Here is a 23,987-nt window from a genome sequence, read left to right as displayed (position 1 = left end):
CAGGAACACCACGGCTGCGATCAACGCCAGCCGGTGCATAGCAACACCATGAAAGGTAAACCATGAAATTGATGAAACAACTGCTGGCGATGGCCACCATCGCCTTTGCCACCGCCGCCCAGGCCGCCCCCGCCGTGGAAGCGCCGGACGTATTGGTCAAACGCATCAGCCAGGACGTGATCGACACGGCCAAGTCGGACAAGGCCATCCAGGCTGGCGATATCAAGCGCGTCACGGAATTGGTGGAAAGCAAGATCTTGCCGTACGTGGATTTCCAGCGCATGACGGCCCTGGCCGCTGGCCGCCACTGGCGCGATGCCACGCCCGACCAGCAAAAGCAGCTGGCCGCGGAATTCCGCACCCTGCTGATCTACACGTACTCGGGCGCCCTGTCGCAGATCAAGAACGAGACCGTGGAATTCAAGCCGCTGCGCGCCGATCCTAGCGATACGGAAGTGGAGGTGCGCTCGCAGGTGAACGTGGCGCGCGGCGAACCGGTGCCCCTGAACTACCGCGTGGCGAAAACCCCGTCCGGCTGGAAGATCTATGACATCAACGTGCTTGGCGCGTGGCTGGTGGAAACGTACAAAAGCAGCTTTGCCAGCGAGATCAGCAAAGGCGGCATCGATGGCCTGATCAAGACCCTGGCCGCGAAAAACAAGGCCCTGGCCAGCCGTCCCGCTGCCAAAGCCAAATAATCGGCTATCATATAGCTCCTGACCCAGCTCCAGACCAGCGCAGCCCGACGCCATGCCAGACTCTCTCGACACCTTGCAGTCCCTGACTTCCCTGACCGTGCACAATGCCACTTCGGCATTGGAGCAGGGTCTGGACGCCATCCGCTCGGGGCAGACGAAGTTTGACTTGCGCAACGTCAAGGCCGTCGATTCGGCAGCCGTCTCCGTCATGCTGACGTGGCAACGCGCCGCGCAGGATGCCGGCGGCGTGCTGGAGCTGAAAAACCTGCCGAACAACCTGAAAAACCTCACCAAGCTGTATGGCGTCTGCTCGCTCGTCTCGAGCACCCTGAGCGCCGACGACTGCGCCAGCGCCGGCGGCCACGCCGAACGCAGCCCGTCCGACCTGCATCATCATTGATCCTGTCCCACTCCCCGCATCAGCAGTAGCTTTCAAGCCGGCAGGCCAGCAGCGCCGCCGGATTGATCTCCAAGTGTTCCACGAATTTTCCAACTATAATTGACTGTTGCGCCGTCCTCGCCTGAAGGCGGCGCCCTGCACCGGCCTGCCGGCCTGGATGTCTCCGGCAACTGGCGCATCACACCAGACGCATTACACTTGAAACAAGCACATGACCGCAATTCAAATAACGAATGTAGAAAAGAGCTATAAATCGCTCAAGGCGCTGGGCGGCGTGTCGCTGGCCATCGAGGAAGGCGAATTTTTCGGCCTGCTCGGCCCGAATGGCGCCGGCAAGACGACCCTCATTTCCATCATCGCCGGCCTGATACGCCCCGACGCGGGCACCGTCAAGATCCACGGCCACGATGTCGTCACGGACTTCCGCAATGCGCGCCGCAACCTGGGCGTGGTGCCGCAGGAACTGGTGTTCGACCCGTTCTTCACCGTGCGCGAAACCCTGCGTTTGCAGTCCGGTTACTTCGGCCTGCCGAACAACGACAAGTGGATCGACGAGGTCATGGAAAACCTCGACCTCACCGGCAAGGCCGACACGAATATGCGCGCCCTGTCCGGCGGCATGAAGCGCCGCGTGCTGGTGGCCCAGGCGCTGGTGCACAAGCCGCCCGTGATCGTGCTCGATGAGCCGACTGCCGGCGTCGACGTGGAACTGCGCCAGACTCTGTGGAAGTTCATCTCGCGCCTGAACCGCGAAGGCGGCCACACGGTCGTCCTGACCACCCACTACCTGGAAGAGGCGCAAGCCATGTGCCAGCGCGTGGCCATGCTGAAGACGGGCAAGGTGGTGGCGCTCGACACCATGTCGGCCCTGATCCGCCGCATCGCCGGCTCGCAGCTGCAGGTGCACCTGAAACACGGCGCCTTGCCGGCCGACCTGCAGCACCTGGTGCTGCACCCGGAAGAACAGCAGGCGCCGAACAAGTTCAGCCTGCGCGTCAACGAATACAGCGAAGTCGAAAAAATCCTCGCCCGCCTGCGCGAAGCGGGCACCGAGATCGATGAAATGCAATTGCAACAAGCCGACCTGGAAGATATCTTCTTGCAGATCATGGATAAAGGTACCGTATGATTTCGACAGGATTTCGCACCCTCGTCTACAAAGAGACGCTGCGCTTCTGGAAAGTGGCGACGCAAACCGTGGCCGCGCCCGTGCTCACGTCGATGCTGTACCTGCTGGTATTCGGCCATGTGCTCGATGGCCGCGTGGAGCCGAGTCCCGGCGTCAGCTACACGGCCTTCCTGATCCCCGGCCTGGTGATGATGAGCGTGCTGCAAAACGCGTTTGCCAATTCCTCGTCCTCGCTGATCCAGTCGAAGATCACGGGCAACCTGGTGTTCGTGCTGCTGACGCCCCTGTCGCACTGGGAAATCTTCTCGGCGTATGTACTCGCTTCCGTCGCGCGCGGCCTGGCCGTGGGCTTTGGCGTGTTTGCCATCACTTGCTGGTTCGCCGACCTGTCGTATGTCGCGCCGCTGTGGATCGTCGTCTTCGCGTTTCTTGGCGCCGCGATGCTGGGCACCATGGGCCTGATCGCCGGCATCTGGGCCGAGAAATTCGACCAGCTGGCCGCCTTCCAGAACTTCCTGATCATGCCGGCCACCTTCTTGTCGGGCGTGTTCTATTCGATCCATTCGCTGCCGCCATTCTGGCAGACGGTGTCGCACCTGAACCCCTTCTTCTACATGATCGACGGCTTCCGCTACGGCTTCTTCGGCGTGTCCGACGTCAGCCCGTGGCTCAGCCTGTCCATCGTCGCCGGCTTCCTCGTGATTCTGGCGCTGGCGTCGATCCGCCTGCTGAAAAGCGGTTACCGATTACGCCACTAATTGCGGCACACCCCATCACTACATTATTCAATATCAAGGACTTATCGTGACCACCACTCCAGAACTGATCCACGGCTATCTGTCGGCCGGCCTCGAATGCACGCACCTCGAAGTGGAGGGCGATGGCCAGCACTTCCAGGCCGTGATCGTCTCGCCCGCGTTTGCCGGCAAGCGTTTGATCCAGCGCCACCAGATCGTCTACGCGGCGCTGGGCGACCGCATGCGCGAAGAAATCCACGCGCTGTCGATGAAAACCCTGACACCTGAAGAATTCCAAGGATAAGCACATGGACAAGCTCCTCATCAACGGCGGCAACCGCCTGAACGGCGACATCGCCATCTCCGGCGCGAAAAACGCCGCCCTGCCCATCCTGTGCGCCGGTCTGCTGACCGCGGGCGACCTGGACCTGACCAACGTGCCGCATTTGCACGACGTGGCCACCATGTTGAAACTGCTGGGCCAGACGGGCTTGAAAGTGCGGCAGGACGGCGACCGCGTGGTCCTCAACGGCAGCGCCATCGACACCCTGGAAGCGCCGTATGAACTGGTGAAAACCATGCGCGCCTCGATCCTCGTGCTGGGCCCCATGCTGGCGCGCTTCGGCGAAGCCAAGGTCTCGCTGCCGGGCGGCTGCGCCATCGGTTCGCGCCCCGTCGACCAGCACATCAAGGGCCTGGAAGCGCTGGGCGCCGAGATCCGCATCGAGGCGGGCTACATCTACGCCAAGTGCGCCAAGCTGAAAGGCGCGCGCATCGTCACCGACATGATCACCGTCACCGGCACCGAGAACCTGCTGATGGCCGCGACCCTGGCCGAAGGCGAGACCATCCTGGAAAACGCCGCCTGCGAACCGGAAGTGACCGACCTGGCGCACCTGCTGGTGGCCATGGGCGCGAAGATCGACGGCATCGGCACCAGCCGCCTGGTGATCCAGGGCGTGGACGCCTTGCACGGCGCTTCCCACGCGGTGATCGCCGACCGTATCGAAACGGGCACCTTCCTGTGCGCCGTGGCGGCCACCGGCGGCGACATCACCCTGCGCAATGTGCGCACCGATATCCTCGACGCGGCGCTCGACAAGCTGCGCGCCATGGGCCTGACGATGACCTTCGGCGCCGACTGGATCCGCGCCGAGATGTCGGCACGTCCGAACCCCGTCAGCTTCCGCACCACGGAATACCCGGGCTTCCCGACCGACATGCAGGCGCAGTTCATGGCCGTGAACACGATCGCCAACGGCGCCAGCCGCGTCACCGAGACGATTTTCGAGAACCGCTTCATGCACGTGCAGGAAATGAACCGCCTGGGCGCCGACATCACCATCGAGGGCAACACGGCCATCATCGCCGGCGTCAAGCAGCTGCGCGGCGCGCCCGTGATGGCGACCGACCTGCGCGCCTCGGCGTCGCTGGTGATCGCGGCCCTGGCCGCCGACGGCGAAACGCTGATCGACCGCATCTATCACCTCGACCGCGGCTACGACCGCATGGAAGTGAAGCTCTCCGCCGTCGGCGCGAACATCGTACGCATCAAATAACAAGGAACGAGCATGAACGGATCGAACACGGGCGACAATTCGCAGCTGATACTGGCGCTCTCGAAAGGCCGCATTTTTGAGGACACCATGCCGCTGCTGGAAGCGGCCGGCATCCGGGTGCTGGAAAACCCGGAGACCTCGCGCAAGCTGATTTTGGCCACCAACGATCCGAACGTGCGCGTCATCATCGTGCGCGCCAGCGACGTGCCGACCTACGTGCAGTACGGCGCGGCCGATTTCGGCGTGGCGGGCAAGGATGTCCTGCTCGAACACGGCGGCGAAGGCCTGTACCAGCCGATCGATCTGAATATCGCTGCCTGCCGCATGTCGGTGGCGGTGCAGGCCGGTTTTGATTACGAAAAGGCCGTGCACCAGGGCGCGCGCCTGCGCGTGGCCACCAAGTTCGTGCACACGGCGCGCGAGCACTTCGCCGCCAAGGGCGTGCACGTCGACCTGATCAAGCTGTATGGCTCGATGGAGTTGGCGCCTTTGGTCGGCTTGTCCGATGCCATCGTCGACCTGGTCAGCACGGGCAGCACCTTGCGCGCGAATAACCTCGTCGAGGTCGAGCACATCATGGAAATCTCGTCGCGCCTGGTGGTCAACCAGGCTGCGCTCAAGCTCAAGCGCGAGCGCTTGCAGCCGATTATCGAGGCGTTTGAACGCGCCTCGCAAGCCTAGACACATTCAGTAGCAGAAAGCCGATTATGCCGATACAGATACGCAAGCTCGATTCAAGCCAGGATGGTTTCCAACAATCGCTCGACACGCTGCTGGCGTTCGAGGCGGGCACCGATGCAGCGATTGAAATGTCGGTCGCGAAAATCCTGGCCGATGTGAAAACGCGCGGCGATGCCGCCGTACTGGAATACACCAACCGTTTCGACCGCATCCCGCATGGCGGCGCGGCGGAAATGGCGGCCTTTGATATTTCGCAAGCCGAATTGCAGGCGGCCCTGAACGGCTTGCCATCGGCGCAGCGCGAGGCGCTGCAGATCGCCGCACAGCGCATCCGCGCCTTCCACGAACGCCAGCGCGAGGAATTGCGCGGTTTTACCTATACCGAGCCCGATGGCACTGTGCTGGGCCAGAAGATCACGCCGCTCGACCGGGTCGGCATCTACGTCCCGGGCGGCAAGGCCGCCTACCCGTCGTCCGTGCTGATGAACGCCATTCCCGCACACGTGGCGGGCGTGGGCGAGATCATCATGGTGGTGCCGACGCCGGACGGCGTGAAAAACCAGATGGTGCTGGCCGCCGCGGCGATTGCCGGCGTGACGCGCGTGATCACCATCGGCGGCGCGCAGGCCGTTGGCGCGCTGGCCTACGGCACGCAGACGATTGCCGCCGTGGATAAAATCGTCGGCCCCGGCAACGCCTATGTGGCCGCCGCCAAGCGCCGCGTGTTCGGCATCGTCGGCATCGACATGATTGCCGGGCCATCGGAAATCCTGGTGCTGTGTGACGGCACGACGGACCCGGACTGGGTCGCGATGGATCTGTTTTCGCAGGCCGAGCACGACGAACTGGCGCAGGCGATTCTGCTGTGCCCTGACGCCGACTACATCGCCCAAGTCGAAGAGAGCATCGCCAAGCTGCTGCCGACGATGCCGCGCCAGGCCACCATCAGCACCTCGCTGCAGGACAGGGGGGCGCTGATCAAGGTGCGCAGCATGGAGGAAGCGTGCGAGATCGCCAACAGCATCGCCGCGGAACACCTGGAAATCTCGGCGGAAAACCCGCAGCAGTGGGCCGAGCAGATTCGCCATGCGGGCGCCATGTTCCTGGGCCGCTTCTCGTCCGAATCGCTGGGCGACTATTGCTGCGGTCCCAATCACGTGCTGCCGACTTCGCGCACGGCGCGCTTTTCGTCGCCGCTGGGCGTGTACGATTTCCAGAAGCGCTCGTCCATCATTCACGTCAGTGAAGCGGGCGCGCAAACCCTGGGCCGCGTCGCCGCCACGCTGGCGTATGGCGAAGGCTTGCAAGCGCACGCACGCAGCGCCGAACTGCGTCTGAAGCCGCAGCCATGACGAATATGGCGGAGCAGCCGGACTGGGTCAACCGGGTCTATTGCGAAGATGCGCTGGCAGGGCTGGCGCGCATTCCCGATGGCTCGGTGGACCTGATCCTGACGGATCCGCCGTACAACCTGGGCAAGGATTACGGCAATGCCTCGGACCAGCAGTCGGTGGCCGACTACCTGTGCTGGACGGAAGAATGGATCGATGCGGCGCTGCCCAAGCTGAAAGCCAACGGCAGCCTGTATATCTTCCTCACCTGGCGCTATTCGCCAGAGATCTTCGTCATGCTGAAACAGCGCATGGCGATGATGAATGAAATCATCTGGGACCGCCGCGTGCCGTCCATGGGCGGCAGCGTGCGCAGCTTTTCATCGGTGCACGACACCATCGGCTTCTTCGTCAAGCGCAAGGATTACTACTTCGACCTTGACGCGGTGCGCATCGCCTACGACGCGGCCACCAAGAAAGCCCGTTCACGCTCGATCTTCATCGGCGCGAAATGGCTGGAAGTGGGCTACAACCCGAAAGACTTGTGGAGCGTGTCGCGCCTGCACAAGGAACACCCGGAACGGGCCGACCACCCGACGCAAAAGCCGCTCGAGATCATCGAGCGCATGCTCAAGGCGTCGTGCCCGCCCGGCGGCGTGGTGCTCGACCTGTTCATGGGCAGCGGCACCACGGCCCTGGCTGCGAAGCGCTGCGGGCGCGATTTCGTCGGCTTTGAACTGAACCCCGACTACTGCGCCATCATCGAACAGCGGCTGGCGGCATTGACGCAGGAACTGGCCGCGCCGGCCGCGACCAAGCCCGCCAAGGCGGCAGCGAAGAAACCGGCAGCGGCCAAAAAACCGGCCGCCGTGAAGAAACCGCCCGCCGTGAAAAAAGCGCCGGCCCGCAAGGCGCGCAGCGCCGCCGTGCCGGAAGACGTCGTCATTTAGTCTCCATTTAATTCCATCAGGAGTGTTTGCAGCATGTCTTTCCTCGATCAGTTAATCAGCAACACCGTGCGCTCCGATGTGCGGGCCGTCAAAAGCTACCAGGTAGCCGATGCCAGCGGTTACATCAAACTCGATGCGATGGAAAACCCGTATCCGCTGCCGCAGCATCTGCGCGAGGAGCTGGGCGCGCGCCTGGCCGGCGTGGCGCTGAACCGCTATCCACCGTCGTACGCCAGCCTGCAGGCGGCCATCTGCGCCAAGCTGGGCGTGCCCGCCGGCTTTGACGTCATGCTGGGCAACGGCTCCGATGAACTCATTTCCATCCTGGCCATGGCATGCGCCCGCCAGGAGCCGGGCAAGCGCGCCGTGCTGCTGGCGCCCGTGCCCGCCTTCGTCATGTATGCGCGCTCGGCGCAGTTTGCCGGCATGGATTTCGTCGGCGTGCCCTTGCAGGCCGACTTCAGCCTGGACATGCCGGCCATGCTGGCGGCGATCGAAGAGCACCGTCCGGCGCTGGTCTTCCTCGCCTATCCGAACAACCCGACGGGCAACCTGTTTGCCGCTGCCGATATCGAACGCATCCTGGCGGCCCTGGGCGACACGGGCATCGCCGTCGTCGACGAAGCGTATGAGCCGTTCGCGCAGCACAGCTTCATGGGCCGCCTGCCCGAGTTCGAAAACCTGGTGGTGATGCGCACCGTGTCGAAACTGGGCCTGGCCGGCATCCGCCTCGGCTACATGTCGGCCGCGCCGGCCCTGCTGGCGCAATTTGAAAAAGTGCGCCCGCCGTATAACGTGAATGTGCTGACGCAGGCGGCGGCCGAATTCGCGCTCGATCATCTCGACGTGCTCAATGCCCAGGCGGCCCTGCTCAACAGCGCGCGCGACGACCTGGCGCTGCGCCTGGCGGAACTGCCCGGCGTGACCGTGTTTCCCTCGAAGGCAAATTTTCTTCTGATTCGTGTGGCTGATTCCGACGATGTTTGCGCAAAACTGCTTGCCCGCAGGGTTTTAATTAAAAATATGAGTAAAATGCATGTTGCGCTGGCCAATTGCCTGCGCATCAGCGTCAGCACCCCGGAAGAAAATTCCCTTTTTTACGATGCCTTCAAGGCATCCCTCGTTTAGCCTATCGCCAGAGCCTCCCATGAACCGCACCGCAGAAATCACGCGCAACACCAATGAGACGCAAGTTCGCGTCGCCCTCAACCTGGACGGCACGGGCCAGCAAAAGCTCAATACGGGCGTGCCCTTCCTCGACCATATGCTGGACCAGATCGCCCGCCACGGCTTGATCGACCTGGATATCGAAGCGACGGGCGACGTGCATATCGACAACCACCATACGGTGGAAGACGTGGGCATCACCCTGGGCATGGCCGTGGCCAAGGCCATCGGCGACAAGAAGGGCATCCGCCGCTACGGCCACGCGTATGTGCCGCTGGACGAGGCGCTGTCGCGCGTGGTGCTCGATTTCTCGGGCCGCCCGGGCATCGAATACCACATCCCGTTTACGCGCGCCATGATCGCCGGCTTCGACGTCGACCTGACCCTGGAATTTTTCCGCGGCTTCGTCAACCATGCGGGCGTGACATTGCATATCGACAACCTGCGCGGCACGAATGCCCACCATCAATGCGAAACCGTGTTCAAGGCCTTTGGCCGCGCGCTGCGCATGGCTGCCGAGCTCGACGAGCGCGCGGCCGGCATCATTCCATCGACCAAGGGCAGCCTGTAAGCGCCGCTCTCGCTATATTGTAGATTCCGGGATCAAACATGAATAAAATTGTGGTGGTGGATTACGGCATGGGCAATTTGCGCTCGGTAGCGCAAGCGCTGCGCGCCGTGGCGCCGGAAGCCGACGTACGTATTTCCGGCACGGTGGAAGATATCGACAGCGCCGACCGCATCGTCTTGCCGGGCCAGGGCGCCATGCCTGACTGCATGCGCAGCCTGCGCGAATCGGGCGTGCTCGAAGCGCTGCTGCGCGCCGCCGACAGCAAGCCCGTGCTGGGCGTATGCATCGGCGAGCAAATGTTGTTCGACGGCAGCGAAGAGGGCAATGCGGCCGGTCTGGGCTTGTTGCCAGGCAAAGTCGTGCGCTTTCAGCTCGACGGCCAGGTGCAGGAAGATGGCTCGCGCTTCAAGGTGCCGCAAATGGGCTGGAACCAAGTGCGGCAGACGGCGTCCCATGTCATGTGGGATGGCATTGCCGACAACGCGTATTTTTACTTCGTGCACAGCTATTTTGCTCAACCTCAAGAGGCGGCGCACACGGTGGGCGAGACTGTCTATGGTGCGCCGTTCGCTTGCGCCGTCGCCCGTGATAATATTTTCGCGACACAGTTTCACCCTGAAAAAAGTGCTGCCGCTGGCTTGCAGCTGTACAAGAACTTCGTTCACTGGCAACCTTAACGTTGGCTCTCCGGCTTTTTTTCCGCCTCTCACTCACTTTTAAACCACACTGACCATGCTGCTTATTCCCGCCATCGACCTGAAAGACGGTCACTGCGTACGCCTGAAACAAGGCGATATGGAACTCGCCACTGTATTTTCCGAAGACCCGGCCGACATGGCCCGCCATTGGCTGATGCAAGGCGCGCGCCGGCTGCACCTGGTCGACTTGAACGGCGCCTTTGCCGGCAAGCCGAAGAACGAAGGCGCCGTCAAGGCCATCCTGAAAGCCGTGCAGGATTTCGCCGTGGAAAACGACATCGAGGAAATCCCCGTGCAGCTGGGCGGCGGCATCCGTGACCTCGACACCATCGAGCGCTACCTCGACGCCGGCATCACCTACATCATCATCGGCACGGCGGCCGTGAAAAGCCCCGGTTTCCTGCACGACGCCTGCAGCGCCTTCCCGGGCCACATCATCGTCGGTCTCGATGCCAAGGATGGCAAAGTGGCAACGGATGGCTGGAGCAAGATGTCGGGCCACGAAGTGATCGACCTGGCGAAAAAATTCGAAGCCTACGGCGTCGAATCGATCATCTATACGGACATCGGCCGCGACGGCATGATGGGCGGCATCAATATCGAGGCCACCGTCAAGCTGGCGCAAGCCGTCAAGATCCCCGTCATCGCCTCGGGCGGCCTGCACAATATCGGCGACGTGGAAGCGCTGTGCGCGGTCCAGGCCGAAGGCATCGAAGGCGTGATCTGCGGCCGTTCCATCTATGAAGGCACGATAGACCTGGCGCAGGCGCAGGAACGCGCCGACGAACTGACCGACGCCGCCGTTTAAGCCTGCCTGGCCGGGGCGTGCGCGTGCATGCCCTGGCCTGGCGACAATCTGGATACCATCATGCTTGCAAAACGTATCATCCCCTGCCTCGACGTGACGAATGGCCGCGTTGTCAAAGGCGTCAATTTCACGGAATTGCGCGACGCCGGCGACCCGGTGGAAATTGCCCGCCGTTATGACGAGCAGGGCGCCGATGAAATCACTTTCCTCGACATTACCGCGTCCAGCGACAACCGCGGCCTGATCTTCGACATCATCGAAGCCGTGGCGTCGCAAGTGTTCATTCCGCTGACCGTGGGCGGCGGCGTGCGCGTGGTGGAAGACGTGCGCCGGCTGCTCAACGCGGGCGCCGACAAGGTCAGCATCAACACCTCGGCCGTGACGAATCCCCAACTGGTGTACGAAGCTTCGCAAAAGCACGGCTCGCAATGCATCGTCGTCGCCATCGACGCCAAGCAGGTGTCGCCCGGCAAGTGGGAAGTGTTTACCCATGGCGGACGCACTGCCACGGGCCTGGACGCGTTCGAGTGGGCGCGTAAAATGGAAAGCCTGGGCGCCGGCGAAATCTTGCTCACCAGCATGGACCGCGATGGCACCAAGGTCGGCTTCGACCTGGGCTTGACGCGCGGCGTGTCCGACGCCGTCAGCATCCCTGTCATCGCGTCGGGCGGCGTGGGCGGCTTGCAGGATCTGGTCGATGGCATCAAGGTGGGCCGCGCGGACGCCGTGCTGGCCGCCAGCATCTTCCACTATGGCCAGCACACGGTACAGGAAGCCAAGCGTTTCATGGCGCAGCAGGGCATTCCCATGCGCCTGGCGTAAAGATCAGCAGTAAATACAGGCAGGATAGAAGAACATGCAAAACGGAACCATCGTAGCAAGCAATGCCAAGTGGCTGAAAAAGGTCAAATGGGACGAGCACGGCCTGGTGCCCGTGATCGCGCAGGAAGCGGGCAGCAATGACGTGCTGATGTTCGCCTGGATGAACCGCGACGCGCTGGCGCGCACGGTGGAGCTGGGCGAGGCCGTGTACTGGAGCCGTTCGCGCAAGAAACTGTGGCACAAGGGCGAAGAATCGGGCCACACGCAAAAGGTGCTGGAAATCCGCCTCGATTGCGACGAAGACGTGGTCTTGCTGAAAATCGAGCAAGCGGGTGGCATCGCCTGCCATACGGGCCGCCATTCGTGCTTCTTCCAGAAGTTCGAAGGCGATGAAAAAACGGGTGAATGGCAAGTCACCGACCCCGTCCTGAAAGACCCCGAGACGATTTACGCGGAAAGCAAGAGCAAATGAGTGAAACGTTAAAACGCCTGGCCGCCGTGATCGAATCGCGCAAGCTGGCCAATGGCGGCGACCCCGCCACGTCGTATGTCGCGCGCCTGTTTGCCAAGGGCGATGACGCCATCCTGAAAAAAATCGGCGAAGAGGCGACGGAAACCGTGATGGCCGCCAAGGATGCGCGCCGCGACAACGACTCGTCGAAGGTTCTGTATGAATGCGCCGACCTGTGGTTCCACTCGCTGGTGATGCTGGCGCAGTTCGACCTGACGCCGCAGCAGGTGCTCGACGAGCTGGCGCGCCGCGAAGGCCTGTCCGGCCTGGAAGAAAAGGCGGCGCGCAAGGATGAGCTGCGCGACGCCGGCGAGACAGACAAACACTGACCTGATTGGAGCGTGCGTGGATAACTGCATTTTTTGCAAGATTGCTGCAAAACAAATTCCCTCGACCATCGTGTATGAGGACGAGGACTTGCTGGCCTTCAAGGACATCAACCCGGCCGCCCCCGTGCATCTGCTGTTGATCCCGAAGCGCCACGTGGCCAGCCTGTCCGATTGTGACGATAGCCATACGGAAATGCTAGGCAAGCTGCTGCGCCTGGCGCCGAAACTCGCCGTCGAGTTCGGCTGCGCCGTCAGCTATGACGCCGATGGCGCGCCTGCCGGCGGCTTCAAAACCATGATCAACAGCGGCCCGAACGGCGGGCAAGAGGTGTATCACCTGCACATGCACGTGTACGGTGGCCCCCGTCCCTGGCGCGGCCAGCACTGATTTCGCCGTGCGCCGGGTTCACGTGTATACTACCGGCATTGGTTGACGCTATTCGGGCACCGTCCCGCAAGGAGAATGTGATGGGTTCATTGAGTATTTGGCACTGGGTGATCGTTCTGGTCATTGTGATGCTGGTCTTCGGCACCAAGAAACTGGGCAATATCGGCGGTGATATCGGCAAGGCCGTCAAAGGCTTCAAGGATGGCGTCAAGGGCGAAGATGACGCTCCGGCAGCCAATACCCCTCCTGCTGCGCCATCGCAAGTGGCCGACAAAAGCACCATCGACGTCGAGACGAAAGAGAAAAGCAAGTTCTGATAGCGTGGCGGGGCGCTTGCCTCGTCCGGTAACAGCCCTTGTCCGCTTATGATCGATCTCGGTCTCTCTAAAATCGCCATCATCGGCGTGGTTGCGTTGATAGTCATCGGCCCTGAAAAGTTGCCGAGAGTGGCGCGCATGGCCGGTACCCTGTATGGCCGCGCGCAACGCTATCTGAACCAGGTGAAATCCGAAGTGTCGCGCGAAATTGAGATGGAAGAGCTGAAAAACCTGCAGAAGGAAGTGCAGGATGCGGCCCATTCCGTCAAGCAAAGCGTGGAGAAATCCATGCATGGCGTGGAAAACTCGATCTCCGGCAACCTGGCCGAGGTGGAAAACGCCTGGCGCGGCGATTCCAGCTCGTATGAGGGGCATCACGATGCCCATGAAGCCATGCTGCGCGCCACCAACGATGACCTGGCCCGCAAGGCGCGCGAATTCCGCCGCAAGAAGCTGGTGCGCAATTCCGCCATCCCTGGCTGGTACAAGCAGCGCCATGGCGGCAAGCTGCACGTGCAGTCGGCGGCCGCCCGCGTGGCGCGCTTCCGTCCGCGCGCCAGTTCCTCCTCCTTTTACTCATGAGTAGCAAATCTCCGGTGGAAGAAACTTTTATCTCGCATCTGGTCGAGCTGCGCAACCGTCTGGTCAAGGCCTCGATCGGCATCGCCGTCGTCTGTGCCGTGCTGTTCTACTGGCCCGGCCCCTCGCAAATCTACGATTTTATTGCGGAGCCGATGATCGCCTCGCTGCCGGCCGGTTCGAAAATGATCGCCACCGGCGTCATTTCGCCGTTCCTCGTGCCGATGAAAGTGACGCTGGTGATCGCCTTCATCGTCGCTTTGCCCTGGGTGCTGTACCAGATGTGGGCCTTCATCGCCCCCGGTCTGTACACGCATGAAAAGCGCCTGATCGCGCCGCTGGTCATCTCGTCGTCGCTGCTGTTCATCGCAGGCGTGGCCTTCTGCTATTTCTTCGTGTTTGGCCGCGTCTTTCACTTCATCAGCGACTTTTCGCCATCGTCGATCGCGGTGACTCCCGATATCGAAAACTATCTCGATTTCGTCATGTCGATGTGTCTGGCCTTTGGCGCCACCTTCGAAGTGCCCGTGGTGGTGGTGATCCTTGTGCGCATGGGACTTGTTTCCATTGCGAAACTCAAGGAAGTGCGTCCCTACATCATCGTGGGCGCCTTTGTGATTGCTGCCATCGTCACGCCGCCGGACGTGGTCAGCCAGTTCTCGCTGGCCATCCCGATGTGCCTGCTGTTCGAGCTGGGCTTGCTGGTGGCGCCCATCTTCGTCAAGGCAACCCAGGCGCCGGAAGAAGCGTCCTAGACGGCCCGCAACGTGTGCCGATACGAGCCGCTGGCCTCCCTCGGGAGCCGCGGCTTTTTTATCGCCAAGAAAGTTGGTGGGTGCTTACTGCAGCATCAGTTTGCTGAGGATGCCCAGGTTGAGCAGGATCAGGGTGCTCATCATCCAGTACACGTGTTTCATGTCCGCGCCATGGCGCAAGTCCAGGCGTTCCAGGCGGGCATCGAGTTTTTGCTCCAATGCCTCTAATTTGGTATCGAATTTTTGTTCCAATGCGTCTAACCTGGTATTGAATTTGCGCTCCAGCGCATCGATCCGCGTATCGAGTCTGAGTTCCAGCGCACCGATCTTCAACTCCAGGGCGCCCGCTTGGGTGTCGATCTTTTGCGCCACCAGCTTGATTTCCCCCAGCAGATTGCGCTCCAGCGCCGCCAGCTCGCCATGCACGACCACGGCCGAACCCAGTACTTCACCCAGCGCCGTCGCATGCGCTTCCGCCTGCTGGGTGGGCACGCCGGCCGAGGCGAGGCGTTTGGCGTAATCGAGGGTGTCGAACTGGATGGGCATATGCATGGACGCTCCTGATATCCAGCCTAGCAGGAAAATCGGCAATTGCCAGTGAGGAGTGCGGTGGCGCCTGCCTTCACAGCAGATTAACGCCCATGGGCCGCGACGGTTTGCGCTGGCGCAAATGCTGATGCAAAGGCGAAAAAAAGGGCGCCGCGGCGCCCTTTGCAAGCTGATGGCGAGTGCCAGTTAATTCATCAATTCCTTGATGACTTTCACAGGCGCGCTGCCGTAGCTGAGGAATTGCTCATGGAAATCCTTCAGCACGAATTTGTTGCCCAGCGCTTGCTTGCGCTGTTCGCGCAAGTCCATGATTTCGCTGTAGCCGCTGAAATAGCTGGTCAGTTGTACCGAGCTCAGCTGCACGCGGCGCCATTTCTCTGTTGCTTCACGCTTGGTCTGGAAAGCCTGGCGCGTCAGCAGGTCGAGCGCTTGCGCTTCCGTCATGCCCAGCACGTGCACGCTGTAGTCGAGGATGGTATTGGTGACGCTGCGCAAGTTCCACTTCGAATACATCAGCCACATTTCCGGCGCGTTATTGCCATAGCCCGATTCGAGCATCATGCGTTCGCCATACACGGCCCAGCCTTCGATCATGGCGCCATTGCCGAAGATGGACTTGACCAGCGACGGCGACTTGTTGGCGTACACGAGCTGCGTGTAGTGGCCGGGAATGGCTTCGTGGATATTCAGGATCTGCAAGATCCAGTGGTTGTATTCGCGCAAGCTGCTTTCCGCCTGCTCCGGTGTTTCGCCATCGAGCGGCGTCACGTTGTAATAGGTGCGGTCTTGCGGACGGTACGGGCCGGGCGCCTCGATGCTGGCGCCAGCCACGCCGCGCTGGTAGGCAGGGGTTTCACGCACGACCAGGGGCTTTTTCGGATCCATCGTCAGCAGGTTGTGGCTGGTCACCCATTCCTGCAATTGCGGGATCTGGCGGCGGATTTCCGGCACGAAATCGGCGGCCGCCACGTGGTTGCTGGACAGCTTGTCGATCACCATGCCGATCTTTGCCGTGCGGTCCGCCGGCTTGGCCGTATTGCCCATGGTTTTCACCCACAGCTCGTCGGACAGGCTATCCATGTGTTCGAGCAGCTTTTCGCGCGCGGCCAGGGCTTTCTGGTACATCTGCTCGGCGCTCACGCTGGCCTGGATATCGTAGGCGAATTTCTGCTCATACAGTTCCTTGCCGATGCGGAAGGAGCGCGCGTTGCCGTTCTGCGCCAGCGCTGCATCCTGTTCCGTCAGCCAGGCCGCGTAGCCTTGCACGGCCGTGCGGGCCGCGGCGATGCGCGCGTTGTACAGCTGTTTTTCCGCCGGCGTCAGGATGGAGCCCTGTGCCGTCTTGTTCAGGTCATCAAGTACGCTGAGCACGCCGGCGCTCTGGGCGATGGCCAGTTGCGTGTGTTCGCGCGTGGGATTGACGATGCTGGCGCGCGCGGCCGCATAGTATTGCGGTACGCTGGCGATGCGCTTGAGCAAGGTGCGCAGGCGCTGCGGCTGGGCCGCATATTCCGTGTTCAGGATAAAGTCGATGGAGCCGGCCACGTTGTACTGGGCGGGATTCCATTCGAATTCGCGGAAGGTGGTCAGATACCAGCGGTCCGCTTGCAGTTTATTCGTCAGCAAGGCCAGGTCGGTACGTTGCTTGTCCGACATTTTTCCGGCATTCAGCTTGCCGAACTTGCCCAGCCATTCTTCGATGAAGGCCAGTTGCTTCTGGCGGCTGGCCGCGTCAGGAATGCTCAGGTTGGCTGCGCCATCGTACTTGCCGACGGAAATCGCGCTTTCCGGATCCAGGCGCCACAGGGCCGTGAGGAACTGGCCGCTCAGGTTATTCATGGAACGGTCGCTGCTGTTCTCGCTGGCCACGGCCGCTACCGTGGCTGCCGTGGCGGCGCTGACGACGGCCGCCTTCTTGGCGACGGTTTTTTTCTTGCTGCTGCTGCTGCTGCTCGTTGCCTTGCCTTGCTTCTGCGGCTTCTTGGCGGCGCTGGCCGGTGCCAGGGTAAAGGCCATCATCAATGCGGCGAGCGCAACTTTATTTTTTATCAGCATAGTTTATCTCTTGAATATTTTGCCGTTTGTCCTCATCAGAAAATAATAAACTGATAATATAAGTAACAAACAACTATTGAAAGGTTGGCCTTGCTTGCCTGGGCGGCCCAAAGATTAGCATTAATTGCCGCCGCTGCGCAGTTTTTTGCGCCGGGCGCGCGCGGCGCTAGACGACGATGGCGCTGCCGCGCAGCATCTCCTGATGGCGCGCATTCAGGGCCGCCACGGCATCCTTGCCGCGCGCCATGCCGGTGGCGTGGATTTCCGTTTCCTGCGTGTAGCGTTGGCTGACACGCACCGTATAGGACTGGAACAGCCAGCTCCAGAAGTTCGTTTCATAGACGGCTTCATCCATGTCGCGCCATTTCACGCCCGCGAGTTTCTTTTTCCAAGGCAAGATGCCGGACGCCAGCCATACGCCCGCTTCATCGTAGTACAGCTGGTAGCTGCGGATGGTCAGCAGACGGTAGCCGACGATCAGGGCCGAGCCGATCAGCACCACGAAGGCGGCGCGCGCGTTGTACTTGAAGGCCAGCGGCAGGGCGGCAAAGAATAGCAGCACGGCAATCAGGAAGGTGCTGACGTAGGCGGTCCAGGATTTGCCGCATAAAAAGGTGGCGCGCTGGCCGGCGCTGGTGGCGATATAGTCGGTCATGGCATGGGAGGGCAACAGGGAAAAACGATCATCGCATGGAACGCGGTGGCGCCGCTCATTTTTTCAATCTCATTGCTTCAAGCCCTCCTGCAGCATGCCCAGCATGTCATTGGCCGACATGCGCGCGGCCGCATCGCTGCCTTCCAGCAAGCTGTCGGCCAGGTCGCGCTTGTGCTGGTGCAATTCGACGATGCCTTCCTCGATCGTGTGTTTCGCCACCAGGCGGTAAATGGTGACGGGGCGCAATTGCCCCATGCGGTGGGCGCGGTCCGAGGCTTGGTCTTCCACGGCCGGGTTCCACCACGGGTCCATGTGGATCACGTAATCGGCCGCCGTCAAATTGATGCCCATGCCGCCCGCCTTCAGGCTGATCAGGAAAACGTCGCCCTCACCCGCCTGGAAGGCGTCCACGCGGCGCTTGCGCTCCTGCATGGGCGTGCTGCCATCGAGATACTGGTAGCGCACGTCATGCTGCTCCAGGTGCTGGCGGATCAGGGTCAAATGGTCGACGAACTGGCTGAAGACGAGCACCTTGTGGCGGTTTTCCAGCAAGCCCGACAGCAATTGGGCGAACGCCGCCAGCTTGCTGCTGGCCAGGCCCAGCTCGGGTGCCACCAGTTGCGGATTGCAGCAGGCGCGGCGCAGTTTCATGATTTCCGCCAGGATCTGGATGGCTTTCTTCGATGCCGGCCCTTCCACCATGGCCAGCTTTTCCAGCGCTTCGCGGCGCAAGGATTCGTACAGCGCTGTTTCCTGCGGCGACAATTCCACTTCCAGCACGATTTCCGTGCGCGACGGCAATTCCGACAGCACTTGCGTCTTCGTACGGCGCAAGATGAATGGCGCGATCAGGCGGCGCAATCGCAGGCGCGCGCCGGCCGCCGCCCGCTTGTCTTGATCTTTCTCAATGGGTCCGGCGAAGCGCAAATTAAACTGGTCGAGGGTCCCCAGCAAGCCGGGGTTGATGAAGCGGAACAGGTTCCACAATTCGCCCAGGTGGTTTTCCAGCGGCGTGCCGCTGGCCACCATGCGGAAGTCGCCCTGCAGGGCCATCACGGCTTGCGAGCGCTTGGTGGCGCCATTCTTGATGGCTTGCGCTTCGTCGAGCACGATCGTATGCCAGCGCACGCCGGCAAACATAGTGGCTTCCTGCTGCAGCAAGCCATAGCTGGCCACCACCACGTCGAAGGGCAGCAACGTTTCCAGCATGTCGGCGCGGTCGCCGCTGCCGAACAGTTTGATGTTCAAGGTGGGCGCGAAGCGCTGCGCTTCGCTGATCCAGTTCATGCACACGGACGTGGGGGCGACGACGAGGGTGGGGCCGTGCGGCGCGCGCGCCAGGATCAGGGCCAGCGCCTGCAAGGTCTTGCCGAGTCCCATATCGTCGGCCAGGCAGGCGCCCACGCCCCAGTGCGCCAGCCGCGCCAGCCAGTTAAAACCGGCCAGCTGGTAATCGCGCAAGTCCGCCTGCAAGGTGCTGGGCAACTGCGGTTGATAGTCGTCGAGGGCGCGCAGGCGCAGCAAGTGTTCGCGCCACAGTTTGTCGGCTTTGACGCCGCCCGCATCGTTGGCCAGCTCTTCCAGCGCGAAGGCGGCCAGCGGGTGGATGTGTACGCCGTCGGCATGCGCCTCGCCATATGCGGCCAGCTCGGACAGGCGGCGGTGCAATTCGTCGCTCAGAGCCAGGAACTGGTTGTCGCCCAGGGCCACGAAGCGGCTTTTGTTGTTCTGCATCAAGTCGAGCAGGGCGCGCAAATCCATTACCTTGTCTTCGTCGATCTGCACTTCGCCGCTGGCGGCAAACCAGTCTTTTTCGCTCTTGATATTCAGGCGCATCTGGCCGCTATCGATGCGTTTCGACACACGCATGGTTTCGCCTTCGGGCCACGCCAGCACCATGCCGTCTGGCTCCAGCGCCTGCAATTCCACCAGCAATTGCAGGCCCAGCGCAGGCTGGCCCAGCAGCCACTCGCCATGCTCTTCCTCCGCTTCTTCCAGCACCAGGCAACGTCCGATCAGCTGGCGCTGCGCCTCGCGTTCCGCATTCAGGTCGCGCCGCGCCTGCACTGCCCGGCCCGCCACGTCGGCAAACACGCTTTCGGCGCCGCTGCCGGGGGCGTAATAGGCGCCGTTGTCGAGCAGAGGACGCACGAGGATCTGCATTTTCAGGCCCTGCTGGTAGGGCAGCAGGTGCACGTGCAGGCGGTGGTCGGCCGTGATCGCTTCCGCGTCGCCGGCGCCGCCGCCGATGTCCGATTGCACGGTCACCATGGACGAAATGGCGCCGATCGCCTGCATCACCTGTTTCTCGGCATGCAGGGGCACGGACAGGCCCAGGCCCACGATGGCGCCGATGCGCCGGTGCTCGTCGAGGATGTGCACCACGCGCAAACGCGTCGGCGTTTCGCGCTGCACCATCACATTGCTGCCGTTGTCGGGCAGCGGCGGTTGCATGCCCAGCCACAGCTGCCCTTCGTGCGACTTGATCAGGAGCTCGGGCGCGCCGGCGATCAGTTCCACGCGCGTGTCGGGATGGTCGAGCCAGAACACGAGCGGATGGCCCACCAGCAAGACGGCGGCCTTGTCGAGCTCGATTTCATAGCGGGGCGCCGACGAATAATACTGTTTGAACGGCGCGATGCTGCCCGCCACGCGCGCGTCTTGCGGCGTGAGAAAATCGATGTCGCCGGCCTCTTCGGCCAGGCGTTTGAGACCCATGGCGCGGCCCTTGCTCCAGCCGCCCCGCGCGTCGCGCTTCTGCTCGCGCACTTCCACGGCCGTGAGGCCGAAGCGCGGGTCGAATGCCACCAGCCACACGAGGCGCGAGACGCCGCCCAGCGCTTCGGCGGGCGCGTTCTGCTGCAGGTTGATCAGCGCGCTCAGCTGGCGCTGCCACGCCTCCTGGCGCTCGAACCACGGCGCCATGTCCGTCAAGCCGTGTTGCGCCCGCTTGGCCGTCGCATAGCGCTCCTGCTGCGGCTCGCCCATCAATCCCAGCAAGCCGGCCGCCTGCGCCGCGATCAGGTCGTAGCCAGCCGCGTCCGCTTGCTGCACCAGTGACCGCAGCTGGTCCTTGCGTTCGCTCAATTGCGGTAGCGCCAGCCAGTAGTACAGCAAACCCTGGAACAGCTGCGCCTGCAAGCCCGTTTCCCAGCTGCGCGTGGGGATGCTTTCCGCCAGTTGCACGCCGGCGCGCACCAGGCGCAAGGTGTTCAGTTGCTGGTAGACGATGCTGTCGTGGTTCGGCTGCGCGTGCAGCGCGATATCGAGGTAGGTTTCCGCGCTCTTCAGCAGCTTGGCGTCGTTACCGCGCAGCAAGGCCAGCACGTACAGGTGGCCGCCGATGCCCGTGAAGCACAGCTTGCGCTTGCCTGCCTCCTTGCGCAGTCCTTTCAAGGCTGTCTCGAAGCCCGCCACGGCGTGCGCGTGTTCGCCGCGCAACAGGGCGATGCTGCTGTCGACAAACAGCGCCTGCGGTCCCTGCTGGCCCGCCAGGTAGCGCGCGGCTGCGTCGAGTTCGCCGCACAGCAGGGCGTCTTCGGCCAGGGCCAATGGCAGGGCGGCGCCGATATGGTCGCCGGCGGCCGCCTGGCGCGCATGATGCGCGCGCGCGTACGCGCGGATGGCGTGCGCCGTGGCCGGCTCGCGCGGGGCGTTGCCCAGCAGCACGGCGAGGATGTCATCCTGCAGTTGCGGCATGACGAAAGACAACATTTCCGGTTCGAACGGCCGGCCGAAGATCTCGATCAGCGGATGCAACTGCTGCGCTTCATAGCACGCCATGCAGGCGGCCAGGATGGCGGCCACGTGGCGCACCTCGTCATTGCGCAGCAGGGCGATGCGCAGGCGCGCCACGCCTTGGCGGTAGCTGCGCAATTCCACATAGCCATCCCAGTTGCGGCGCACGGGATTGATCAGCTCGATGGCCTGGCACAGGTCGCGAAACACCAGGTGTTCGATGGCGGCGCGCATGGCGGGCCAGCGCAGCCTCGCTTCGCAGGCGAAGCCCCGTCCCACGATTTCCGACGCCAGCGCCAGGCGCGTCAGCCGCAGCAGCATATTCGTCACCACCAGCAGGGAAAACGGCGTGCCGTCCGGTTCGACGACATTGGCGCGCTGCAAGTGTTCATACACGGCATGCTTGCCCACCGGTTCGCCCGTGATCGCCAGCAAGGCCAGGATCATCTGTTCATGCTGCTCCAGTGCGGCGAACTCGTCCAGCAGGTGTTGGTCACCATTCTGCTCGCTCATGCGGACAAGTTGGCGATCTGCACGGGAGGCTCGCCGGCCGCCACGGGCAGGCCGAACACGCGCTGGTAGAAATACAGTTCCGCCTCCAGGGTGCGCACGATGTTTTCCGCCTTGCGGAAGCCGTGCCCCTCGCCTTCCAGCGGTACATACGCGACGGGTACGCCGCGCGCCTGCAAGGCGTCGACCATCAGCTGCGACTGCTGCGGCGGCACGACCTTGTCATCGAGGCCCTGGAAGAAGATCATCGGGCGCGACAATTTATCCGTGTGGTGGATGGGCGAGCGCTCGCGGTACAGCGCCTCGGCCTGCGGTTGCGAAGCGATCAGGTAATCCGTGTAGCGCGATTCGAATTTGTGCGAATCGTCGTCCAGGCCCTTCAGATCGGACACGCCATAGTAGCTGGCGCCCGCCTTGAAGACGTCGTGGAACGTCAACGCGCACAGGGTGGTCAGGCCGCCCGCGCTGCCGCCGCGGATGATCAGGCGCTCGGGGTCGGCCAGGCCGTTGGCCGCCAGGTAGCGCGCGCCGGCGATGCAGTCTTCCACGTCGACGATGCCCCATTGCCCGCGCAGCGCGTCGCGGTATTCGCGGCCAAAGCCGCTGCTGCCGCCATAGTTGACGTCGAGCACGCCGATACCGCGGCTGGTCCAGTACTGCGTTGCCAGTTTCAAGGTATTGCTGGCCATGCTGGTGGGGCCGCCGTGGCTGATGACGATGACGGGCGGTAATGTTCCTGCCGGCGCCTGCACGTCGCCATTCGTGGGCGCATAAAAGAAGGCGTGCGCCGTGCGGCCATTGCTGCTGGTAAAACTCAAGCTGCGCGGCACGGAGAGATAGTCGAGCGCGGGCAAGTGTGCGATCGATTGCGCCAGCACTTCCAGCTCATGGTTAGACAAATCGATGCGCGCCAGTTCCAGCGCAATGGTGGGGCTGCCGCCCAGCAGTGCGACGAAGCCGGGCCCCACGCGCAGTTCGCGGATTTCCTGGTATGGGTGGGAAATCGGCTCCAGCTTGGCCGCCGCCACATTCAATTGCGCCAGGTAGCTGATGCCGGCCTGGATATACGTGCAGACGATCTCGTCGTCGGAAAGAAAACCGTACATGCTGCCGCCGAAGGTCCAGTGCGGCGTGGCAAATTCCGCTTCCATCGGGCACAGTGCCTCGATGTCGACGCCGTGCAGGCGGTACAGATTCCACCAGCCGCTGCTGTCGGAGACGAAGTGCAGCAAGCCGCTGGGCGACCATTCCGGCTGGCAGATCGATTCGCGCGCGCCGCCGGCGATCAGGCGCGGCGAGCCGAGGCTGCCGTCCGCATGCACGTCGGCCAGCCACAGTTCCGTGCCTTGCCATGGCAGGCGCGGGTGATCCCAGCTGATCCAGGCCAGCTGGCTGCCGTCCGGCGACAAACGCGGCGCCGCATAAAAGTCGTGGCCGCGCGCCAGCACCGTTTCGCGCCCGTCGAAGCCGACGGCCACCAGGCAGTTTTCCGGATGCGCGTGGCCTTCCGCCGGATGCTGCTCGCGCACGGCGATCAGGCGGGAACGGTCCGCATCGACCACAAAATCCGCATGGCGCGTGCTGCCGCCCGTGGTGAATGCTTCCGGGGTGCCGTCGCCGTCCACGCGGTACAGGCAATTATCGGCGAAATGCGAGAAATACACGCTATCGCCCGCAACGGCATACGCGCCGCCGCCGTATTCATGCACGCGGGTGCGCACATTGAAGGGCGCCGGCGTCAGTTCATCGACACGCGCGCCGCGCTGGCGCAGCAGGGTGTTGCGGCCCGCCTCGCTGGCGCGTCCGGCCAGCCAGAACACGTCGCTGCCATCCGCACCGCCCAGGGCCAGCTGCGTCAGCGGCGAGGCGCCGGCGGCGACGATGGCCGCGCTGATCGGCGATGGCCAGATGCCATAAGGGGTGCTGGATGCGGTCGAGGTCATGCGGGCTCCGTGTAGTGAGGGGATCAAGGGCCGCCAGGCAGGGTCAGGGCGCGCGGCGGCGTGCATCATCATAATGGAAGGGCAGGCACAACGAAAGTCATCGCTGT

General features: G+C 62.7%; 25 protein-coding genes. 20 read left to right on the top strand and 5 right to left on the bottom strand.

Features of this window, described 5'->3' with window-relative positions; translation table 11 throughout:
* Positions 1 to 62: 62 nt before the first annotated feature.
* The 20 genes from CSQ92_RS26110 to tatC all read left to right on the top strand — a co-directional run bounded on the left by CSQ92_RS26110 (position 63) and on the right by tatC (position 14,430).
* A complete protein-coding gene (locus CSQ92_RS26110) occupies positions 63 to 698 on the top strand; it encodes an MlaC/ttg2D family ABC transporter substrate-binding protein (RefSeq protein ID WP_034780950.1) in 636 nt (211 codons plus the stop codon).
* Positions 699 to 750: 52 nt separating this feature from the next.
* Positions 751 to 1,098: an STAS domain-containing protein gene (locus CSQ92_RS26105; protein ID WP_034780949.1), complete on the top strand. Its 348-nt coding sequence runs from the start codon at positions 751 to 753 to the stop codon at positions 1,096 to 1,098.
* 211 nt (positions 1,099 to 1,309) lie between these two features.
* Entirely contained in the window at positions 1,310 to 2,227 is a 918-nt protein-coding gene (locus tag CSQ92_RS26100) for an ABC transporter ATP-binding protein (protein WP_034780948.1), read from the top strand.
* Positions 2,224 to 2,985 (top strand): ABC transporter permease, encoded by a 762-nt coding sequence (locus tag CSQ92_RS26095; protein ID WP_034780947.1) that lies wholly within the window; start codon positions 2,224 to 2,226, stop codon positions 2,983 to 2,985. The genes CSQ92_RS26100 and CSQ92_RS26095 overlap by 4 nt, the downstream gene beginning before the upstream one ends.
* A 46-nt stretch (positions 2,986 to 3,031) precedes the next feature.
* Positions 3,032 to 3,268, top strand: coding sequence for a BolA family protein (locus CSQ92_RS26090; protein ID WP_034753824.1), 237 nt, complete (start codon positions 3,032 to 3,034; stop codon positions 3,266 to 3,268).
* A gap of 4 nt (positions 3,269 to 3,272) precedes the next feature.
* Positions 3,273 to 4,523 carry a UDP-N-acetylglucosamine 1-carboxyvinyltransferase gene (murA, locus tag CSQ92_RS26085; RefSeq protein WP_034780946.1) on the top strand — a complete coding sequence of 417 codons (1,251 nt, stop codon included), beginning with the start codon at positions 3,273 to 3,275 and terminating at the stop codon, positions 4,521 to 4,523.
* 12 nt (positions 4,524 to 4,535) lie between these two features.
* A complete protein-coding gene (hisG, locus tag CSQ92_RS26080; RefSeq protein WP_034780945.1) occupies positions 4,536 to 5,204 on the top strand; it encodes an ATP phosphoribosyltransferase in 669 nt (222 codons plus the stop codon).
* 26 nt (positions 5,205 to 5,230) lie between these two features.
* A complete protein-coding gene (hisD, locus tag CSQ92_RS26075; protein ID WP_099395786.1) occupies positions 5,231 to 6,556 on the top strand; it encodes a histidinol dehydrogenase in 1,326 nt (441 codons plus the stop codon).
* The gene (locus tag CSQ92_RS26070) at positions 6,553 to 7,485 is read left to right on the top strand and encodes a DNA-methyltransferase (protein ID WP_373606066.1); all 933 of its coding nucleotides are present in this window, start codon (positions 6,553 to 6,555) and stop codon (positions 7,483 to 7,485) included. The genes hisD and CSQ92_RS26070 overlap by 4 nt, the downstream gene beginning before the upstream one ends.
* Before the next feature lie 33 nt (positions 7,486 to 7,518).
* Positions 7,519 to 8,613, top strand: a complete 1,095-nt coding sequence (gene hisC, locus CSQ92_RS26065; protein ID WP_099395785.1) for a histidinol-phosphate transaminase — start codon at positions 7,519 to 7,521, stop codon at positions 8,611 to 8,613.
* Between the two features lie 19 nt (positions 8,614 to 8,632).
* On the top strand, positions 8,633 to 9,223 hold the full coding sequence (gene hisB, locus CSQ92_RS26060; protein WP_010402123.1) for an imidazoleglycerol-phosphate dehydratase HisB: 591 nt from the start codon (positions 8,633 to 8,635) through the stop codon (positions 9,221 to 9,223).
* Between the two features lie 38 nt (positions 9,224 to 9,261).
* Entirely contained in the window at positions 9,262 to 9,900 is a 639-nt protein-coding gene (gene hisH, locus CSQ92_RS26055; RefSeq protein ID WP_080753288.1) for an imidazole glycerol phosphate synthase subunit HisH, read from the top strand.
* 55 nt (positions 9,901 to 9,955) lie between these two features.
* Positions 9,956 to 10,729: a 1-(5-phosphoribosyl)-5-[(5-phosphoribosylamino)methylideneamino]imidazole-4-carboxamide isomerase gene (gene hisA / locus CSQ92_RS26050; protein WP_034780937.1), complete on the top strand. Its 774-nt coding sequence runs from the start codon at positions 9,956 to 9,958 to the stop codon at positions 10,727 to 10,729.
* Between the two features lie 60 nt (positions 10,730 to 10,789).
* A complete protein-coding gene (hisF, locus tag CSQ92_RS26045; RefSeq protein ID WP_034753845.1) occupies positions 10,790 to 11,551 on the top strand; it encodes an imidazole glycerol phosphate synthase subunit HisF in 762 nt (253 codons plus the stop codon).
* A gap of 34 nt (positions 11,552 to 11,585) precedes the next feature.
* Positions 11,586 to 12,023 (top strand): phosphoribosyl-AMP cyclohydrolase, encoded by a 438-nt coding sequence (hisI, locus tag CSQ92_RS26040; protein WP_034753847.1) that lies wholly within the window; start codon positions 11,586 to 11,588, stop codon positions 12,021 to 12,023.
* The gene (locus CSQ92_RS26035) at positions 12,020 to 12,391 is read left to right on the top strand and encodes a phosphoribosyl-ATP diphosphatase (RefSeq protein ID WP_070257793.1); all 372 of its coding nucleotides are present in this window, start codon (positions 12,020 to 12,022) and stop codon (positions 12,389 to 12,391) included. Before hisI ends, CSQ92_RS26035 begins: the two co-directional genes overlap by 4 nt.
* 16 nt (positions 12,392 to 12,407) lie before the next feature.
* Entirely contained in the window at positions 12,408 to 12,779 is a 372-nt protein-coding gene (locus CSQ92_RS26030; RefSeq protein WP_099395784.1) for a histidine triad nucleotide-binding protein, read from the top strand.
* 80 nt (positions 12,780 to 12,859) lie between these two features.
* Complete coding sequence (tatA, locus tag CSQ92_RS26025; protein ID WP_034780931.1) at positions 12,860 to 13,096, top strand: Sec-independent protein translocase subunit TatA; 237 nt, start codon at positions 12,860 to 12,862, stop codon at positions 13,094 to 13,096.
* A gap of 48 nt (positions 13,097 to 13,144) precedes the next feature.
* Complete coding sequence (gene tatB / locus CSQ92_RS26020; protein WP_034780928.1) at positions 13,145 to 13,678, top strand: Sec-independent protein translocase protein TatB; 534 nt, start codon at positions 13,145 to 13,147, stop codon at positions 13,676 to 13,678.
* Positions 13,675 to 14,430: a twin-arginine translocase subunit TatC gene (gene tatC / locus CSQ92_RS26015; protein ID WP_034780926.1), complete on the top strand. Its 756-nt coding sequence runs from the start codon at positions 13,675 to 13,677 to the stop codon at positions 14,428 to 14,430. Before tatB ends, tatC begins: the two co-directional genes overlap by 4 nt.
* 84 nt (positions 14,431 to 14,514) lie before the next feature.
* Here the strand turns inward: tatC and CSQ92_RS26010 are convergent, their stop codons facing one another.
* From CSQ92_RS26010 to CSQ92_RS25990, 5 genes are all read right to left on the bottom strand, one after another.
* On the bottom strand, positions 14,515 to 14,982 hold the full coding sequence (locus CSQ92_RS26010; protein WP_099395783.1) for a hypothetical protein: 468 nt from the start codon (positions 14,980 to 14,982) through the stop codon (positions 14,515 to 14,517).
* 183 nt (positions 14,983 to 15,165) lie between these two features.
* Entirely contained in the window at positions 15,166 to 17,031 is a 1,866-nt protein-coding gene (locus tag CSQ92_RS26005; RefSeq protein WP_099395812.1) for a DUF885 domain-containing protein, read from the bottom strand.
* 169 nt (positions 17,032 to 17,200) lie between these two features.
* Entirely contained in the window at positions 17,201 to 17,689 is a 489-nt protein-coding gene (locus tag CSQ92_RS26000) for a hypothetical protein (RefSeq protein WP_099395782.1), read from the bottom strand.
* 69 nt (positions 17,690 to 17,758) lie between these two features.
* Entirely contained in the window at positions 17,759 to 21,940 is a 4,182-nt protein-coding gene (locus CSQ92_RS25995) for a DEAD/DEAH box helicase (protein WP_099395781.1), read from the bottom strand.
* The gene (locus tag CSQ92_RS25990) at positions 21,937 to 23,880 is read right to left on the bottom strand and encodes a dipeptidyl-peptidase 5 (RefSeq protein ID WP_099395780.1); all 1,944 of its coding nucleotides are present in this window, start codon (positions 23,878 to 23,880) and stop codon (positions 21,937 to 21,939) included. The genes CSQ92_RS25995 and CSQ92_RS25990 overlap by 4 nt, the downstream gene beginning before the upstream one ends.
* Positions 23,881 to 23,987 lie beyond the last annotated feature (107 nt).

The sequence above is a fragment of the Janthinobacterium sp. BJB446 genome (genome assembly GCF_002735655.1).
GTDB lineage: Bacteria > Pseudomonadota > Gammaproteobacteria > Burkholderiales > Burkholderiaceae_D > Janthinobacterium > Janthinobacterium lividum.
This window is presented reverse-complemented; position numbering and strand designations above follow the sequence as displayed.

What these genes read in the sequence shown, in the direction of transcription:
- tatA (WP_034780931.1), top strand. Translation starts at nt 12,860, where the DNA reads ATGGGTTCATTGAGTATTTGGCACTGGGTGATCGTTCTGGTCATTGTG.
- murA (WP_034780946.1), top strand. Translation starts at nt 3,273, where the DNA reads ATGGACAAGCTCCTCATCAACGGCGGCAACCGCCTGAACGGCGACATC.
- hisG (WP_034780945.1), top strand. Translation starts at nt 4,536, where the DNA reads ATGAACGGATCGAACACGGGCGACAATTCGCAGCTGATACTGGCGCTC.
- CSQ92_RS26070 (WP_373606066.1), top strand. Translation starts at nt 6,553, where the DNA reads ATGACGAATATGGCGGAGCAGCCGGACTGGGTCAACCGGGTCTATTGC.
- hisD (WP_099395786.1), top strand. Translation starts at nt 5,231, where the DNA reads ATGCCGATACAGATACGCAAGCTCGATTCAAGCCAGGATGGTTTCCAA.
- CSQ92_RS26010 (WP_099395783.1), bottom strand. Translation starts at nt 14,982, where the DNA reads ATGCATATGCCCATCCAGTTCGACACCCTCGATTACGCCAAACGCCTC.
- hisB (WP_010402123.1), top strand. Translation starts at nt 8,633, where the DNA reads ATGAACCGCACCGCAGAAATCACGCGCAACACCAATGAGACGCAAGTT.
- hisA (WP_034780937.1), top strand. Translation starts at nt 9,956, where the DNA reads ATGCTGCTTATTCCCGCCATCGACCTGAAAGACGGTCACTGCGTACGC.
- CSQ92_RS26000 (WP_099395782.1), bottom strand. Translation starts at nt 17,689, where the DNA reads ATGACCGACTATATCGCCACCAGCGCCGGCCAGCGCGCCACCTTTTTA.
- tatC (WP_034780926.1), top strand. Translation starts at nt 13,675, where the DNA reads ATGAGTAGCAAATCTCCGGTGGAAGAAACTTTTATCTCGCATCTGGTC.
- hisF (WP_034753845.1), top strand. Translation starts at nt 10,790, where the DNA reads ATGCTTGCAAAACGTATCATCCCCTGCCTCGACGTGACGAATGGCCGC.
- CSQ92_RS25995 (WP_099395781.1), bottom strand. Translation starts at nt 21,940, where the DNA reads ATGAGCGAGCAGAATGGTGACCAACACCTGCTGGACGAGTTCGCCGCA.
- tatB (WP_034780928.1), top strand. Translation starts at nt 13,145, where the DNA reads ATGATCGATCTCGGTCTCTCTAAAATCGCCATCATCGGCGTGGTTGCG.
- hisH (WP_080753288.1), top strand. Translation starts at nt 9,262, where the DNA reads ATGAATAAAATTGTGGTGGTGGATTACGGCATGGGCAATTTGCGCTCG.
- CSQ92_RS26100 (WP_034780948.1), top strand. Translation starts at nt 1,310, where the DNA reads ATGACCGCAATTCAAATAACGAATGTAGAAAAGAGCTATAAATCGCTC.
- hisC (WP_099395785.1), top strand. Translation starts at nt 7,519, where the DNA reads ATGTCTTTCCTCGATCAGTTAATCAGCAACACCGTGCGCTCCGATGTG.
- hisI (WP_034753847.1), top strand. Translation starts at nt 11,586, where the DNA reads ATGCAAAACGGAACCATCGTAGCAAGCAATGCCAAGTGGCTGAAAAAG.
- CSQ92_RS26105 (WP_034780949.1), top strand. Translation starts at nt 751, where the DNA reads ATGCCAGACTCTCTCGACACCTTGCAGTCCCTGACTTCCCTGACCGTG.
- CSQ92_RS26110 (WP_034780950.1), top strand. Translation starts at nt 63, where the DNA reads ATGAAATTGATGAAACAACTGCTGGCGATGGCCACCATCGCCTTTGCC.
- CSQ92_RS25990 (WP_099395780.1), bottom strand. Translation starts at nt 23,880, where the DNA reads ATGACCTCGACCGCATCCAGCACCCCTTATGGCATCTGGCCATCGCCG.
- CSQ92_RS26035 (WP_070257793.1), top strand. Translation starts at nt 12,020, where the DNA reads ATGAGTGAAACGTTAAAACGCCTGGCCGCCGTGATCGAATCGCGCAAG.
- CSQ92_RS26095 (WP_034780947.1), top strand. Translation starts at nt 2,224, where the DNA reads ATGATTTCGACAGGATTTCGCACCCTCGTCTACAAAGAGACGCTGCGC.